The sequence below is a fragment of the Dethiothermospora halolimnae genome (assembly GCF_037577855.1).
GTDB classification, from domain to species: Bacteria; Bacillota; Clostridia; order Tissierellales; family VENL01; genus Dethiothermospora; species Dethiothermospora halolimnae.
Map to the genome: position 1 here is coordinate 47883 of NZ_JBAKFX010000002.1, position 16559 is coordinate 64441.

General features: G+C 30.7%; 18 protein-coding genes. 3 read left to right on the forward strand and 15 right to left on the reverse strand.

The genetic code is table 11. From position 1 onward, the window contains the following. Positions 1 to 159 precede the first annotated feature (159 nt). The 10 genes from V6137_RS01170 to cysK form a co-directional block, all read right to left on the reverse strand. A complete protein-coding gene (locus V6137_RS01170; RefSeq protein WP_425446039.1) occupies positions 160 to 765 on the reverse strand; it encodes a BofC C-terminal domain-containing protein in 606 nt (201 codons plus the stop codon). 195 nt (positions 766 to 960) lie between these two features. Next, on the reverse strand, positions 961 to 1593 hold the full coding sequence (locus V6137_RS01175; protein WP_425446040.1) for a CBS domain-containing protein: 633 nt from the start codon (positions 1591 to 1593) through the stop codon (positions 961 to 963). 91 nt (positions 1594 to 1684) lie between these two features. Continuing rightward, positions 1685 to 2416 (reverse strand): hypothetical protein, encoded by a 732-nt coding sequence (locus tag V6137_RS01180; protein WP_425446041.1) that lies wholly within the window; start codon positions 2414 to 2416, stop codon positions 1685 to 1687. Positions 2417 to 2860: 444 nt separating this feature from the next. Beyond that, positions 2861 to 4579 carry a Na+/H+ antiporter NhaC family protein gene (locus tag V6137_RS01185; RefSeq protein WP_425446042.1) on the reverse strand — a complete coding sequence of 573 codons (1719 nt, stop codon included), beginning with the start codon at positions 4577 to 4579 and terminating at the stop codon, positions 2861 to 2863. 215 nt (positions 4580 to 4794) lie between these two features. Then, positions 4795 to 6747: a GTP-binding protein gene (locus V6137_RS01190; protein WP_425446043.1), complete on the reverse strand. Its 1953-nt coding sequence runs from the start codon at positions 6745 to 6747 to the stop codon at positions 4795 to 4797. Positions 6748 to 6993: 246 nt separating this feature from the next. Beyond that, a complete protein-coding gene (locus tag V6137_RS01195; RefSeq protein ID WP_425446044.1) occupies positions 6994 to 7653 on the reverse strand; it encodes a hypothetical protein in 660 nt (219 codons plus the stop codon). A gap of 161 nt (positions 7654 to 7814) precedes the next feature. Beyond that, positions 7815 to 8858 carry an acyltransferase gene (locus V6137_RS01200; protein WP_425446045.1) on the reverse strand — a complete coding sequence of 348 codons (1044 nt, stop codon included), beginning with the start codon at positions 8856 to 8858 and terminating at the stop codon, positions 7815 to 7817. Between the two features lie 216 nt (positions 8859 to 9074). Continuing rightward, positions 9075 to 9818: a YebC/PmpR family DNA-binding transcriptional regulator gene (locus V6137_RS01205; protein ID WP_425446046.1), complete on the reverse strand. Its 744-nt coding sequence runs from the start codon at positions 9816 to 9818 to the stop codon at positions 9075 to 9077. Between the two features lie 178 nt (positions 9819 to 9996). Continuing rightward, positions 9997 to 10716: an NAD(+) synthase gene (gene nadE / locus V6137_RS01210; RefSeq protein ID WP_425446047.1), complete on the reverse strand. Its 720-nt coding sequence runs from the start codon at positions 10714 to 10716 to the stop codon at positions 9997 to 9999. A 62-nt stretch (positions 10717 to 10778) separates the two neighbouring features. Then, the gene (cysK, locus tag V6137_RS01215) at positions 10779 to 11696 is read right to left on the reverse strand and encodes a cysteine synthase A (RefSeq protein ID WP_425446048.1); all 918 of its coding nucleotides are present in this window, start codon (positions 11694 to 11696) and stop codon (positions 10779 to 10781) included. Positions 11697 to 11878: 182 nt separating this feature from the next. Here cysK and V6137_RS01220 point away from each other — a divergent pair, with 182 nt between their 5' ends. Beyond that, on the forward strand, positions 11879 to 12244 hold the full coding sequence (locus V6137_RS01220) for a sulfite exporter TauE/SafE family protein (RefSeq protein WP_425446049.1): 366 nt from the start codon (positions 11879 to 11881) through the stop codon (positions 12242 to 12244). Further along, positions 12241 to 12606 carry a sulfite exporter TauE/SafE family protein gene (locus V6137_RS01225; RefSeq protein WP_425446050.1) on the forward strand — a complete coding sequence of 122 codons (366 nt, stop codon included), beginning with the start codon at positions 12241 to 12243 and terminating at the stop codon, positions 12604 to 12606. The genes V6137_RS01220 and V6137_RS01225 overlap by 4 nt, the downstream gene beginning before the upstream one ends. 254 nt (positions 12607 to 12860) lie before the next feature. On the opposite strand, the gene V6137_RS01230 is transcribed toward V6137_RS01225, so the two are convergent. From V6137_RS01230 to V6137_RS01245, 4 genes are all read right to left on the reverse strand, one after another. After that, positions 12861 to 13259, reverse strand: coding sequence for a CoA-binding protein (locus V6137_RS01230; protein WP_425446051.1), 399 nt, complete (start codon positions 13257 to 13259; stop codon positions 12861 to 12863). Between the two features lie 97 nt (positions 13260 to 13356). Continuing rightward, positions 13357 to 13593: a hypothetical protein gene (locus tag V6137_RS01235; RefSeq protein WP_425446052.1), complete on the reverse strand. Its 237-nt coding sequence runs from the start codon at positions 13591 to 13593 to the stop codon at positions 13357 to 13359. A gap of 143 nt (positions 13594 to 13736) precedes the next feature. Then, positions 13737 to 14384, reverse strand: coding sequence for a YigZ family protein (locus tag V6137_RS01240; RefSeq protein ID WP_425446053.1), 648 nt, complete (start codon positions 14382 to 14384; stop codon positions 13737 to 13739). 401 nt (positions 14385 to 14785) lie between these two features. Beyond that, complete coding sequence (locus V6137_RS01245) at positions 14786 to 15223, reverse strand: NUDIX hydrolase (RefSeq protein WP_425446054.1); 438 nt, start codon at positions 15221 to 15223, stop codon at positions 14786 to 14788. Between the two features lie 208 nt (positions 15224 to 15431). On the opposite strand from V6137_RS01245, the gene V6137_RS01250 reads away from it, so the two are divergent. Next, complete coding sequence (locus V6137_RS01250) at positions 15432 to 15890, forward strand: DUF3189 family protein (protein ID WP_425446055.1); 459 nt, start codon at positions 15432 to 15434, stop codon at positions 15888 to 15890. Here V6137_RS01250 and V6137_RS01255 read toward each other — a convergent pair. Then, the gene (locus V6137_RS01255; protein ID WP_425446056.1) at positions 15887 to 16546 is read right to left on the reverse strand and encodes a HEAT repeat domain-containing protein; all 660 of its coding nucleotides are present in this window, start codon (positions 16544 to 16546) and stop codon (positions 15887 to 15889) included. The two genes, V6137_RS01250 and V6137_RS01255, sit on opposite strands and share 4 nt — an antisense overlap. Positions 16547 to 16559 lie beyond the last annotated feature (13 nt).

A 16559-nucleotide genomic window follows, 5' to 3' on the forward strand; every position in this document is an offset into this window, starting at 1 on the left:
CAAACATATATTCGATATTTTTATGATAAATCCTTTTAATTTTTATTTAATTATATTATATATGAACAAAGGGGCCTTTGTCCCTTCTTTGTTCTATGCAGGGAGTATGGTGTTGGTGAAACCATAAACATTAAAATAAAAAGCGGCATAATACCGCTTTTAGCTCATATAATCTTCCAGTACACTATCTACCTCTTCTAGACTATCTACAACTATCCCTCTTTCAAGCTTCTCTTGATCTATTTTCTTTAACATTAATATATTACTATCTTTATATTTCATTTTTAATATCTTTTCTCCATCTTTATTCACCTTATATATAGCTAAGTTTCCATCTTTAATTCCAATAATATAGTGTTCTGGACATAAATGATTTTTCTCAATTTCTATAACTATTTTATCATTTGAAAAGGATTTTAATTTCCAACTAGGATGTTCCTTTATAATAAAATCATTTAACTGCTCTTCTGTCATATTTACCATATAATCATCAGAAGGCTTTTTCTCTTCAATTGTATGTCCACACCTTCTATAGTGGGTTTTATAAACTACCTCTGTATTGGGTCCAATACATTTGTTCTCGTTGGATGTAAATGGGGCCTCTTGTTCTATATCTGTCCCATCATTAGAACCTTTATAAATGATTTCATCTTGTCTAGGTTTTTGTTCTATATTTGTACTCCCTATAATGTAACCAAAAATAAGACCTCCTGTTAATAATACTACACAAGTTATTATAAGGGGTAATATAAAGTTTCTTTTCATAATATTCCTCCTTCTACTATCTAAAGGAATATTATTTCCAAAATTTCGTTTTTTATACATTTAGAACAAGATGGCTTTGCCCATTCTTTGTTCTGTGCAGGGGGCAATGTGCAGAGTACAGAGATTAAGTAATACAACATTATAGCTAGCTTCAAAGTACAAATACAAACTAAAAGACTTGCCTAGGCAAGTCTTTTAGTTATTAAGTTCTGCTATTTTAAATCCAGCTTCTTCTATATCCTTTACCAGTTGATCCACATTACATTGATTTACCCTTAATACTATCTTATATAAATCCATAACTTTAGCATCTTTAACAGCAAAATTAGCTATGTTTACCTCTGACCTTCTAATAACCTCGGTTAATTTAGCTATTTGTCCTGGTATATCATAGGCATTAATAACTAATCTTGTTCCCGATTTAAGACCAAATATCTCAGAAAAAGCATTAAATATTGCCGCGTGGGTTAATATTCCCACAAATTTCTCATTTTCATCTATAACAGGCAAGAAAGGAGTCCTTAATTCCTGCAATAGATAAGAAGCATTTTCTATTAATTCACTTTCTAATATAGTCTCAAACTCTTTATTACATAGGTCTCCAACCCTAGTATCCTGTAAGTATTTTTCTTTATTTGAATAACCATTTTCAAAATAGTTTCTAAAAATAACTTCTTTCATTAAAATACCTTTAAATACCTCTCCATCAAAAACTGGAAGGGATAAAAAGTTTCCTCTATTAATTTTATCTAAAGCACTACTTATGGTTTCTTCCACCTGTAATTTTTCCAATTTTTCCTTTGGCAACATATGATTTTTTACATACATTTGAACTCCCCCTTAAACACTTATAGTCTACCTAATTATGTTATTCTACAAAATTTCCAAAATACCTTTAATTTTTTGTAATAAATACTCACTATAAATATCTATTTAAAACCTTATCATTTAATGCCATCCAGCAGGAATCTTTATATATATTTTTTAAGTTCTTAACCAAAAATCTAACAATAGAGTGATACACCTTGTCTATTTCATCATCTTTAAGCTCAAACTTCTCCTCTTTTATTGATATATCATTGGGTCTTATTTCCATCTTCAATTGTTTATTTACGTATTTTTCTATATTCTCTATCTTCTTTTTTACTACTTTATTTGAAAAGGTATAGACAAGTCCTTCTATATATCTGCTTTTCCTTTCCATATTATCAATTTCTTTTCTACTTTTAAGTCTTATTTCTTTAATATCATCATCATATTGGTAATGAAATAGTGTTTTTCTTTTATATAGTCCCTCTACTCCATATTTATATATTGCTTTCTTCTCTAGCATATTAACTACATTATTATTATTATACCCATACTTGTATCCTTCTAAATAAAAACACAATTCTATTCTATTGATGTCTTCGTGTATTATAAAACTTATATTTTCAGCTATTTTATCCTTATTAGGATTGTTTTTTAACGCATATTTGATTCTTCTTTTAAGATTTTTCAAACAAATATACTTAGGATATATATTGCTAATATTTTCCTCTAAATCGTATAAATTAAGGAGGATATAAATTGAGTTTAAGTCATTATTATAAAGAAATTTATTTTGTAATCCGTCATATAACTCCCATAGTCTAAGTGGCTTCGTTGTCATTTAATCATCCCTCCCTCTAGAAATTATTACCAATATATCATAGGGTTATAACAACTAAATATATTTATTTTTAATTAAAATCTGCCACTATAATATAATTAACCTTCAAATGAATTTAAAGCTACTCATCCTTAGATAAAGTAACTTCTATAAAGAAGGTACAGTGTATAAAATTATACAAGGGGAAAAGATGTTAAAGCACAACTAACCAAAATATTGTAAGCAATACTATAAATTAACCAACATTGCAGAAAAAGTCCCCACAACCATCATTGCTACTATTAGCAATGCAACAATCTTTTTAATTTTATTACCCATTCGCTTCATCTCCCTATATCGTCATAATTCTATTAAAACTTTCGCTAACTTACATTTTATAAGATTATTAAATATTTATCAACACATAAATATAAGCCCACAGTTTTAATGTGGACTTATATTTATTTATATAGTTTCCTTTTTCTGAACTCCCAAAGTATTTTTATCGGTTTTTTTACCTAAAATGAATACTAATGAAATAATCACTGCTATACCTATTATTAATGATATCAATGGTGTTACTATCATACCAGCATCTAAGAATCCTACTATTAGATATGCCACTATAGCTAATGCTCCTCCAGTTATAGCATATGGTATTTGAGTCTTAACATGATCTAAGTGGTCAGATGCCGATGCCATGGAGGACATGATAGTCGTATCAGATATTGGCGAACAATGGTCTCCAAAAATTGAACCTGATAATACTGCACTAATAGTGGCTAACATTATGGTTGATTGGGTAGGATCCCCCGTTATATAACTATTTGCCAACGGTAAAGCCAGGGGTATTACAATACCCATAGTTCCCCATGATGTTCCTGTTGCAAATGCCATCAAACAAGATAATAGGAACACTATAACCGGTATAAATCCTCCAGGTATGGTATCCCTAACAACTTGAACTAGGTAGTCAGCAGTTCCTACAGAACCAGTCACTCCTCCTAAAGACCAAGCCAAAACCAATATCATACAAGTAATAACAAGGGATTTAGCCCCACTAACCCAAGAATCAAAGGCTTCATCTAAGGTTAATATTTTTTGCCATAATCCCATTACTATGGCTACTATACTAGATACTATGGCTCCCCAGATTAACACGATACTTGAGTCAGCACTTCCAAAACATTCCCTCATTCCCTTTAGAGTAAAGGGGTCTATTCCTGTAGAAGATAATGCCGTATATCCATTGTACCAAAGACCAAAGAATGCAACTATAATTAAAGTTAGGATAGGAACTATTGCATTTCTAGCCCTTAATTTTGTGCCTTCTTTTAATTCCATCTTAGTTACTTCATCACTTGCCATTGGTTTAGCATTATCATCTAAAAGTTTTCCATACTTCCTTGCCCTTTTTTCTGCTTTATACATAGGTCCAAAGTCCCTTAATGTTAATGCTATAGTAAAAACCAATACCAATGCGAAAATATTATAAAAGGCATAGGGTATTGATTTAATAAACACACTAAATACATTGGCATCTATACTTAATGTATCAAAAGTCTTTTTAATAAATCCTAATTCTGTACCTACCCATGTGGAGATTGCAGCCATACCTACCACAGGTGCCGCTGTGGAATCTACTATATAAGCAAGCTTTTCCCTAGATACTCTTAGTCTATCGCTAAGGGGTCTCATTGTAGGTCCAACTATAAGGGTATTTGCATAATCGTCAAAGAAAACCAGTATACCCATAATAGCAGTAACAACCTGGGCACTTCTAGCAGTTTTGGCTAATTTAGATAACTTATCTGCTATCGCCTTTGTTCCCCCCATTTTTCCTACTACTCCAACCATCCCTCCTATACTAAGGGTGAATATTATTATAGCGGCATTCCAAGTATCAGCTAAGGAACCAACTATAATCTCATCTATAGTTCTTAAAAAACCAAAGAAAATATTGCCATGTAACATTGTAGTTCCCACAAGTATTCCTATAAACAATGATAATAATACCTGCTTAGTTAAAAAGGCTAATAATATTGCTATAAGTGGTGGTAGTAGAGATAGTATTCCAAATTCCACATTCTCTTTTCCCATAGAAGAATCCATAAAAAATGACATAAGTGCTAAGGTCAAAATTACAATTGCAAATAATACGATACTTAATGTTCTTCTTTTCATTTCCCACTCCCCTTTATTTTATTTATTAAATATAGTAAAATTACACCTCCTTTTTTTAATTAATGCTATTATTCTATATATATACATAAAATCCTTTAATTATTTTAAATTTTCTAAATATTTAATTTATTAATTTTATTATATGAGCTTATTTAAAATAATAAGGTACAAAATATAAGTAGAGGAAGGGTGAAGAGCATTTTTATCCCTATCCTCTATAAACAATGCATCTTCTCTTCTGCCCTATCCCAAGGTATTACATACCCTTGTCCCTTAGAACAAAAGATTGAAGAGGATGTGTATCGAGGATCTCTATCTTTATTATATCCTATTATTTTAATAACTTCCTCTTGATTATGACAATGATAATATCCATCAAATTTCAAACTTATGCTACCTTTGCCATGGGTAAATGAGGCTAATTTAGTACTATAATCCATAAAATTAACCACCGGTACCCTCCCAACTATACTTACCTTATCCCCTTCAGTTTTAGGTGGATTAAATATTCCAAAAGCATTTTGTATGTCTGATAAAACCCTTCCCATATGGTCTAATTCCACTTTGATCCTAAAATTATAATATGGCTCAAGTAGTATGTTTCTTGCCTTCTCTAATCCTTGTCTTAAAGCTCTATATGTAGCCTCTCTAAAATCTCCACCACTTGTGTGCTTATTATGGGCTTTTCCCGTCAATAAAGTAACCTTTATATCCGTTAATGGTGCCCCTGTTAATAACCCATTATGTTCCCTTTCAAAAATGTGGTGTTTAACTAAATTTTGATGTCCTATAGTCAGGTCATCAGCATGACATTTATTTTCAAAAAATATCCCCGTATTTCTTTCGGTTGGTTCTAGCTTAAGATGTACCTCTGCATAATGCCTAAGGGGTTCAAAATGCCCATAACCATTAACTATACTATCTATAGTTTCTTTATAAATAATTTCTGGCCTTCCAAAAGTAACTTCAAGGTCAAACCTTTCCTTTACAATATATTGTAATACCTCAAGTTGAATAACCCCCATTACATGTATATGTATCTGTTGTAAACTTTCATCCCATTTTACATTTAAGGATGGATCTTCATCATCTAATATCTTAAAAAATTTTAAAGCTTCCTTTGGATTTATGGAAGATTGGAATATAACCTTAGATTTTAGTGTCGGAGTCATCTCATAATTAACCTTTTCTTTTAACTCTCCTAATCCATCCCCTGAAGATGACTTGGATAATCCTGTTACGGCAAAAAGCTCTCCTGCCTTTACCTCATTTATCATGTCATAACTATCTCCATTATAAGACCTTATTTCTGTAATCTTTTCATTAATTATATCTTCTTCATCTCCATAGTTCACTTCATCTCTAACCTTTAAGCTCCCCTGTAAAGCCTTAATATAAGTTATCCTTGACCCATTATCATCATGTCCTATTTTATATACTCTACCTGCAAATAAACCGGTATTTTTATAATCTGTAAATGTTAGTCTATCTAATTTATCTAAAAAATTTATTATACCAATATCCTTTAAAGCAGACCCCTTAAGACAAGGGAAAAATCTATTTTCCTTTATCATAGATATTATAGTGTTGAACCACAGTTTTTTATCATATCCTTCTTCAATATACTTCTCAAATAACTTTTCATCCCTTTCTGCTATAAATTCTATAAGTTCCTTTTCCATTTGATCTTCTTTTAATGAGTCTGTTATGTCACATACATTTTCTGTTAAATCTGTTTTAATCTCTTCTAAAACTCTATTTGGATCTGCTCCCACTCTATCTACTTTATTTACAAAGAAAAAAGTAGGTATTTTATACTTTCTAAGTAGCTGCCATACTGTTTCTGTATGACCTTCTATTCCTTCTACTGCACTTATTATAATAATGGCATAATCCATTATCTGAATGGACCTCTCCATCTCCGGAGAAAAATCAACATGGCCTGGAGTATCTACTAAATAGTAATTGGATCCATTATAAGACATTAAAGCTTGATCTGAAAATACTGTAATACCCCTCTTTTTTTCTATATCATGATTATCTAAAAAGGAGTCTTGATGGTCCACCCGCCCCCTTTTTTTAATACTTTTTGTATGATAAAGAAGTTGCTCTGCAAATGTAGTTTTTCCTGCATCCACATGGGCTAATATTCCAATAGTCTTATTCATCTTAACACCTCTATTTTAGTTATAAGTTTTATTATGTCATAGGGAAGAATAAATTGCACACTAAATCTTTACATTTTACTATTTTGTTAATACTATAGATATTATATAATACTTTATTAGTTCTCTACAAAAAGAAAGATAATTCAATACTTCTTTGTTGGTACATACTAGAAGATAAAAAGCTATAAGAAATAAATCTTTCTCATAACTTGTTATTTATTATTGCAATTTAAGTATTTATTATATTTATAAATTATCATTTTGAATAATATACATTATAATTTCATCATCTTCTTTTATTGGTTGCCCATAAATATAGAATCCTGCTCCTTCAACCTTTTCTTGTAATTCCATTAACTTATCGATATGCCACACATATATAGCCTTATTAGAGGGTTCTATAGGTCCTATATCACCTAAAAGTTCAACTGTATAATGATCATATTTTCCTTTAGGGATCACAGACTCTTTTTTAAGTTTATTGAATTCATTAAGTAAAACTCTTCCATTTAAACCACGACTATAGTTAAAGTTATCTATTTCTTCCTTTTCTATTTTAAAGTAATCAGAATCTCTATTATAAAAAATTCTATATTTTTTGTCTGTTAAAAAACCTTCCACTGTTATCCTTCCTATTAAAAGTCTTATTTCTTTTGCATCTGTTAAGCCTAACTGAAATTCTTGCACCTTATATTTAGGTTTGGAGTTTAATATAGAAGTTTCCATTGATTCTACAAATAATTTATTAAAATCAATACTTTCAAAGGTATTTTCCTCTATATAACTTAGAAATTTTTGCTGATTTATAACCTCCTTTTTATCCGTATATATAAGTATACTCACTAATGCTATTGTCACTAAGCATATAAATACTAAACCTAACTTAAGTTTTTTATTTATCTTCATGTATGTCCCCCTTCTATAATAAAACATCACTATTAAGTCTTTCTCCTTAAACTTAACATGTAACTATATTTTATATTAAATACCATTATAATACAACAGCATTACTCTCTATTATAAATATAAACGACCTATGAATTTCATAGATCGTTTATTTATATATATTATTTAGCAGTGCTAACCTGCCTTTTCTTTTTATTTCTAAAATAAGTTTCCTTTATCCTTGTATAGATTATAGCTATAGATACTACCGTCCCTGTTACAATTATAAGATTTAAAACGAACCTTAAACTAATGGATAATATTCCTACCTTTTTAAGAAAACTATTAGATATCGTTAATACCAAAGGGTGAGAAAGGTAAATATAATAGGAAGCTTTACTTACCTCTTTAAATCCTTTATACAACAATTTATATCTATTAGTAACCCAAACAGCAATTCCATACAATGAAACTATAGATATAAAGGAAAAAATAAACCAAGTCATATTAACAATAAAACCATCCACAGACCTTTGTAAAAATTGATATTGATAGTATTGATATGCATAATATGCCACAATACCTCCATGTCCTAATAATATTGGATATTTATATCTCTTTATAATAGCTTTAAAACTTTCAATATATATAGATATATACCCTCCCAATGTGAAGAAGAAAATATACTGCAAGAAAAATCTATCTGTATACTTAAAGTGAACATATTTAATAACTAAAACATTAATAACGAAGGATCCCACCAACAATATATGGGGGTTATACTTCCTAAATAAATATCTAATAAGTCCAAATAAGAAATAAAATTGAGTAATGGTTACTATAAAATATAGATGAAAACTCATTTTTCCCAACAATAAATTTTCCATAAAGAATTCAAGTGAAAAAACATAATATCCCCTTTTTATAAAGTAAGCATAATAAATAACCGTCCATATAAAGTAAGGTATTAATGTACTCTTTAACCTCTTTTTTAAAAATCTAAAATAATTAAATTCTCTATCTTTATATATATATACTAAAAGAAGGCCACTCATAAAAATAAAAGCAGGTGTAGTATACTTAACTGCTCGATTTAAAACAGTAAATCCCATCAATACATAACTTCTTCTTAAAGTTGATACAGGTATAGCTGAAATATGAACTAATACAACAGACAAACATGCAAATGCCCTCAATACATTTATTTCATCTATTCGTTTTTTCATTTAATGCCCCTTTCTTAGGTAATTTTACTTTACATCTGATTATAGCATAAAACTTGCTATATCTACAATTATCTTATATATTATTTGAACAAGGGCGCCCTTGGCGCTCCTTTGTTCAGTGCAAAGTGCAAGGAGCAGGGTACAGGGAGTTGGTGAGCCCATAGTACAAGCAAATAATAAAAAACCTCTTATTTTTAAAAATAAGAGGTTTTTTATCTACATATCTAAATCTTCTGGCATGTCCCAGTTGTGCCACACTTCTTGAACATCGTCATTATCTTCAATAGCATCAATCATCCTAGACATATTCTTTATATCTGTTTCATCAGTTAATTTAGTTTCATTTTGAGGAATAAAACTTACTTCGGCAGTTGAAAACTTAAATCCTGACTCTTTTAAGTTATCTCTAACTTCTGCAAAGTTTTCTGGAGCTGTTGTTACTTCAAAGTATTCTTCTCCTGCTTCAAAGTCTTCTCCTCCTGCTTCTAATACTGCCATCATTACTTCTTCTTCATCCATATCTTCGTCCCTATCTATAATAAGTATGCCTTTTCTATCAAACATAAAGGAAACACAACCGTTTGCTCCAAGGTTTCCATTATATTTGGAAAAGTAATGTCTTATATCCGCTGCTGTTCTATTTTTATTGTCTGTAAGACACTGTACCATTACTGCTACACCATTTGGTCCATACCCTTCATATGTTATCTCTTCATAGCTTACTCCCTCTAAATCTCCAGTACCCTTCTTTATTGCTCTGTCTATATTATCATTTGGCATATTATTAGCTTTAGCCTTTTCTATAGCATTATTAAGGTCTGCGTTATATTCAGGGTCTCCCCCACCTTCTTTTGCAGCAACAGTTATAGCTCTAGCTAATTTTGTAAATACCTTTGCTTTTTTAGCATCCTGTCTTCCTTTTCTATGTTTTATATTAGCCCATTTTGAATGTCCTGCCATAATCTACTACCTCCTTAACATAATTAGCATTATAATTCTATCACAAAGACTATCTTTATTCAATTTTTCTTTATTTAGTTGGGGGATTACGAATCCCCCAACAACAAATGGAACCGTCGAATGAATTCGACGTTACAGATTTTAGTAAACTAAAATGAGAGTAAAGATATCTTTACTCTCATTTCTTAAACATTATAGCGATTCTACGTTTATGTTCACTTATTTTATTCATTTTTTCGATTCTTTTCTTTACTTCTTCTGTTGCTTTTCCAGTCCTAATATATCCATCTAACTCTTTATAACTAAAACCCATTTCATCTTCATCGGTTTGGTCTTCCCATAAACCGGCAGATGGTGGTTTGTTGATTATAATATCGGGGATATCCAAATATCTAGCCAGCTCCCTTACCTCTTCTTTTACAAAGTCTGCTATTGGTAATATATCAATACCACTGTCTCCATGCTTAGTAAAATATCCTATTGTTAATTCTGACTTATTACTGGTTCCTGCAACCAAATAATTGTTCTTCTGTGCATAATAATATAATGTGGTCATTCTAAGTCTAGGCTTTATATTTGATATGGCAAGTTTATTATCTCCATTATCATCAACTTCTTCAATCAACTTATCAAATACTCCTGATAAGTCGGTCTTTTCTGTTTTTAAGCCTAATGCATTTGCTACAAGTATGCCATGTTCTTCATCTACAGGATTGCTATGACAGGGCATTATAACTCCTAAAGCTTCATCACTAAAGGCTTTTTTGGCCAAGCCTGCAACTACAGCAGAGTCTATTCCACCACTCAATCCAAAAACTAATCCTTTACATCCTGCTTCCTTTACCTTTTCTTTTAGCCATTTTATAAGATCTTCCGTTGTTTTTTTTATATCGTCCATAGTCATACCTCCACTTAGTATTCATGTATCATGATAGCATATATGGACAATATAGGCAATTACTATTCAAAAATTCCTGTGCTTAAATACCTTTCTCCATTATCCGGTGCTATAACTACTACTTTGTGACCTTTACCTAGTTTTTTAGCTTGCTTAAGTGCTGCAACTATAGCTGCTCCTGAAGATATCCCTAAAAGAAGTCCCTCTTCTCTAGATAACCTTTTTACCATCTTGATTGACTCTTCTCCTTCTACTTTTTCTATTATATCAATGATATCAGTATCTAATACCTTAGGAACAAAACCTGCCCCGATTCCTTGAATTTTATGGGGACCTGGATTCCCTCCAGAAAGAACCGGTGAATTAATAGGCTCAACTGCCACTGATTTTATATTTGGCATATCTTTTTTTATAACCTTAGTAACCCCTGTTATTGTCCCTCCAGTTCCAACTCCAGCAACAAACATATCAAAATCCTTATTCATCTGATCCATTATTTCTATAGCTGTGGTTTTCATATGCATCTCTGGATTATATTTATTTTCAAATTGTTGAGGCATAAAGTAACCATCATTTTCTTCTACTAATTCTGCTGCTTTATTTATGGCACCTTTCATTCCCTTTTCCCCTGGAGTTAATACTAGCTCTGCCCCGTAGGCTTTAAGTAAATTTCTTCTTTCCATACTCATAGTATCAGGCATGACCAATATTACTTTATATCCTTTAGCTGCTCCAACCATAGCTAGACCTATACCTGTATTTCCGCTTGTAGGTTCAACTATAGTATGACCTTCCTTTAGCAAGCCATCTTCTTCTGCCATTTCTATCATATTTAATGCTATTCTGTCCTTTACACTACTACCTGGGTTAAAATATTCAAGTTTTACATAAACCTCTGCACTATTTTCTTCTACAACTCTATTTAATTTAACCATAGGGGTATTGCCAACTAATTTTGTTATATTATTTACTACTGTCATAAAATCACTCCTCTTTTTATTCCCTTGTATTCTTATCGGATTTTAAGTGTATTATATTTTTTTTGCACAAAAATGTCAAGTGTATAACTTTATTTTTTTTGGAAAAAGTAATTATTATATAGCTACACGCAATATTATATATTATCTTATATCTTTAAATTTTTTATTCTTAAGGAGAATATATGAATATCAAAAAAACACATATTAAGCTTTTATTAATTGGTTTAGTTACAGGTATAATTAATGGACTCTTTGGATCAGGAGGAGGTACTATAATAGTTCCTGCCCTTGTATTTATCTTATCCTTGGAACAATACAAAGCCCATGCTACTGCAATTTCCATAATATTGCCCCTATCCATAGTCAGTACAATTATATATTTAAGAAGTGACATTATTGATTTAAGTATTGCCCTTATGATTACATCCGGGGGAATTATAGGAAGCATATTGGGGGCCAAATTTTTAAATAAAATTCCAAGTAAAATACTTAGAAAAATATTTGGAATATTTATGATTATTGCAGCAATAAGGTTGGTGATAAAGTGAAATTATTCATTATTGGTTTTTTATCGGGAATTATAAGCGGTATGGGCATAGGGGGAGGTACAATTTTAATACCCAGTCTAATATTTTTTGCAAATCTCAATCAACATCAAGCCCAGGGAATAAATCTTATAGTCTTTATTCCCATTGCCATAGTAGCCCTCATAACCCATTTTCTAAAGAAAAACCTATGTTTTAAAATAGCTATTCCCTTAATAATAACTGGACTTATTGGTGCATATATTGGTTCCAAAATAGCTATCACCATATCATCTGATACACTTAGAAAGATATTTGGAGTATTTTTATTATTAATGGGACTATATGAATTTTTCTATAATCCAGAAAGGAACAAAGAAGGGTAATCTGTACAGGGCAGACAAAATTAACTAAAACATGTTAATAAACCGCCTTTAGACAAAGGAAGCAAAAATGGGAGCCATTCCCCAGGATTTGTGAAAATATAGAATAAGGGAGAAAATCGGTTGAATTCCACTGTTTGAGCGGAGCCAGTTTGGAATTCTATTTTCGACCGTTTCTCTATATTTTCCAAATCCGAGGACCGGCGGACATTTTTGCTTCCTTTGTCTATGCTTTAGGCTATCTATATCAATAGCCCCTATTTTTCATCTAAAGCAACTAAAACACAGTCACCAAACACAATATTCAACCCTAGACCTTCTGCCTTTTCTATTACCCTTTCATCGGCCGCTCCCGGTTGGAACCATAGGTACTTTATTCCTAGGGCATTTGCCATATCTATAGATTTCATACTTACCTTTGGAGGTACAACTAGATTTACTACTTCTGGCTTAATCGGTAAATCATCTAGATTATCAAAACATTTTTCTCCATCTATATGGTCATATTTAGGGTTAATTGGATATACATCATAGTTATGATCCTTTAGCTTTTTCCATATTTTATATCCAAATTTATCCTTATTGGTTGTTGCACCTATAACAGCCCAAGTCTTCTTATCTAGCATTTTTTTAATATTTTTATCTATTATATCCAAATAAAACACTCCTTTATCTTATCGTCGTCTTAATTAATTTATACCCTCTTTTTTTTAATTTATTCTTTTCAAATATGTAATTATTTTTATAATAGCTTTAGCTGTATAAATATCTATTCTGTTTCTCTATATATTTCCCAACAGTATATTCCTTCTCTGTAACAGGCTTTACCAATAAAACAGCACTATGATTATGTTTTCTTTTTGCCCTAGGCATTCTATTTCCATTTTCAAAAGCATCTATAATATCTCTAGCGGTAAAATATCTAGTTACCGTTACTTCTTTAGTATTTCCCAAATGACCACAAGAAATCACTACTTTAAAATATTCCATAAAACTTCACCCCATTTTAGTTAATAAAACCACCCTTTCAGATTATTCTGAACATTATATTTAAATATAGCTATTTAATATATTCTATTAACTCTATAGCATGTATTATTCTAAATAATAAGGCTGTGCCTGAAGACACAGCTTTATTTAAGCACATTTCCATTTAATTCTGAAAAATATTCTTCCCCTATATCTTGAATATCCACATTTGCACTAGTTATATTAACCAACAGATTTCTAAGGTCTTCTTCCCTTTCAAAATCACATAGAACAACTATATTTACAGCATCATCATATATGGTTTCATCTATTATATAACCTTCACTTAATAAGTCATTTTCAACCTTACCATATAGTGTATAGTCCATTCTAGCCTTTATCCTTCTATATAACACCTTTTCAACTAAAGTACCTGCTTCTATACCTATTTTAGCTACTTTAGTATAAGCCCTAACTAATCCACCTGCCCCTAACTTTATACCTCCAAAATACCTGGTTACCACCACAACAACATTTCTTAAATCCTCCTTTTTTATTACTTCTAAAACAGGAATACCTGCGGTACCACTGGGTTCTCCATCATCACTATATCTCTGAATATTACTATTTTCTCCAAAAGCATAGGCATAAACATTGTGGGTGGCATCTTTATGTTTAGTATTTATCTTTTCAATAAACTCTATAGCCTCATCCTCACTGGAAATAGGCTTTGCATACCCAATAAATCTCGACTTATTTATAATAACTTCATCTGACCCAAACTTATGTATTGTTTTATATCTATTTTTCATAATTCCCTCCTTTGAACTTTTCTATCCTTTTATAGCCCTATATTAATATACATTATTATATCATGTAAAGCAAAAGAGGCTAAAGTATAAATACAGTGTATAAATATAATATCTTTATAGCTGTAAGGCTTCTTGTAGAAAATCTACCATGCCAAAAGCTGTATTTTTTTGATAAGCTGTGGGATTACGAATCCCCCAGCAACACATAAGTTACAAGTTCCCAGCAACACATAAATTACAAGTTTCCAGCAACATAGGAGTTATAAGTTCCCAGCAACATAGGAGTTATAAGTCCCCAGCAGCTAAATTTTATTGTTATTCTATACCAAATGGCTTTAAAATTGTTCTGAATATATTTAAGACCTAAATGACGTAAGAAAAAAGGATAGCTAAGCTATCCTTTAGACTAATACTACTTCTTGCTCCGATAATTTTTTATATTTTTTATATGATAAATGTACTAAAGATTTGTCTTGATTATATGTGATCATATTAATCGCATCTTCTATATTATAAAAACCACCATCTGTAAATCCCTGTCTTTTGTTTATTTCAAAGTGGCTATCAGCTGTCTCCATTAAATACCATACTATTTGGTTAAAAACCTGTTTTTGTCTTGTAAACGAATAAAATTCGTAACAAGTTTCCCCGGCTGTAGAAATAATATCTACATGCTCCAGTCCAGTCTCTTCTTTTACTCTAAAAAGAGCTGTTTCAGTAGACAGGAAACCATTACGAATTTTTCCTTTGGGTAATACCCATTCACCTTTTTCATTTTTAAGTACAAATACTTTATCTTCTTTAAATACTACACCACCAGCACAATGCCTAAGTATCAATGGAATACGCCTCCTTTTAAGTTTAGGAAAGTTTATAACTTACTGTAATGTTTCTTTTTATTATTATATTTATAATTATACCCAATTATACTAAATATTATAGTTTCAATTCACAAAATTTTCATATATTTTTTATTTTTATAGGTTATACATATCTTGGTTTAAATGAGGAAAAATAAATAATAATAAAGTGTTTTGAGGTGATTTAATGTACGTAATTTATCATTGTGTTGGTGGTACCCATTCTTCTGCTATTGCTGCAGCAATACATTTAAAATTATTACCCACTAATAAAATACCAACTGCTGATGAAATAACTGCTATACCTTTCTTCGATACATTGACCAAAGAAGACCAAGGAAAGATTCTTTTCAGAGGTGTGGATAATAAAGGAAATAAGATTTTCACATTATCTAGACAGTTTGTACCCCAACTGGTTTTACCAGCTATTAAAGATTCCTGGGAACTATCAGGGGGTAATCTTGATGATCTCCTTCTTGTAAACACAATGCCCTCTGTTAATTTTTTAATGAAACTAGGGGGATTTAGTTCAAGGAGACTTCATCTTGTATCCTTTGGCAGACCCATTGTTACAAAGGGAACTATAAAAACCTATAACAATATCTTAAATATAGTTAATAAGACCATAGATAAAATAAAGAATTAAATAGCTTTTATTTTATCTATGGTCTCTATTGCTGCTTTTTTAACATACTCTTTTTCCTTGTCTTTAGACAATATACCTTTAAGCTTTTCAATAGTTTTATCATCCCCAATATGGGATAAAGCCTTAATAGCATATTGCCTTACCTGGGGATTATCATCTAGTATCATATTCTCTAGCCATTCTCTAGTACTATCATCCTTTATTTTTCCTAGGGCAGAACAAGCTAGCCTTCTTATATTTACTTGTCTATTTCTTAACTCCATCCTAAGTAGAGGGAGTAATTTTTTATCTTTAAGCTCTCCAATTAACCATATAAGTATCATTTTATCTTCTAAATTTTTAAACTTAATATATCTCTTATATATATCCTCACAAAGTCTATTTTTTGTTTCTTTATCTAATCTTTTTAAATATAATAATCTTTTATGTTTATCTAGACTTAATAGTTTTACTAATAAATCATTATTTTTATCAGTTTTTTTACTATTATTAAAATACATTTTACTTTTTATTATATGATTTTCCACTTCTTTTTTACTTATACCTCTGATTATTGATATAGCTTTTGTGGTTTTTCCCTCTAGATATAGCATATAGGATATAAAGGGATCATCAATGTTTTGTATATTATTCCACCTAAGTTCATTTTTCTTCACTGGTATCACCCTT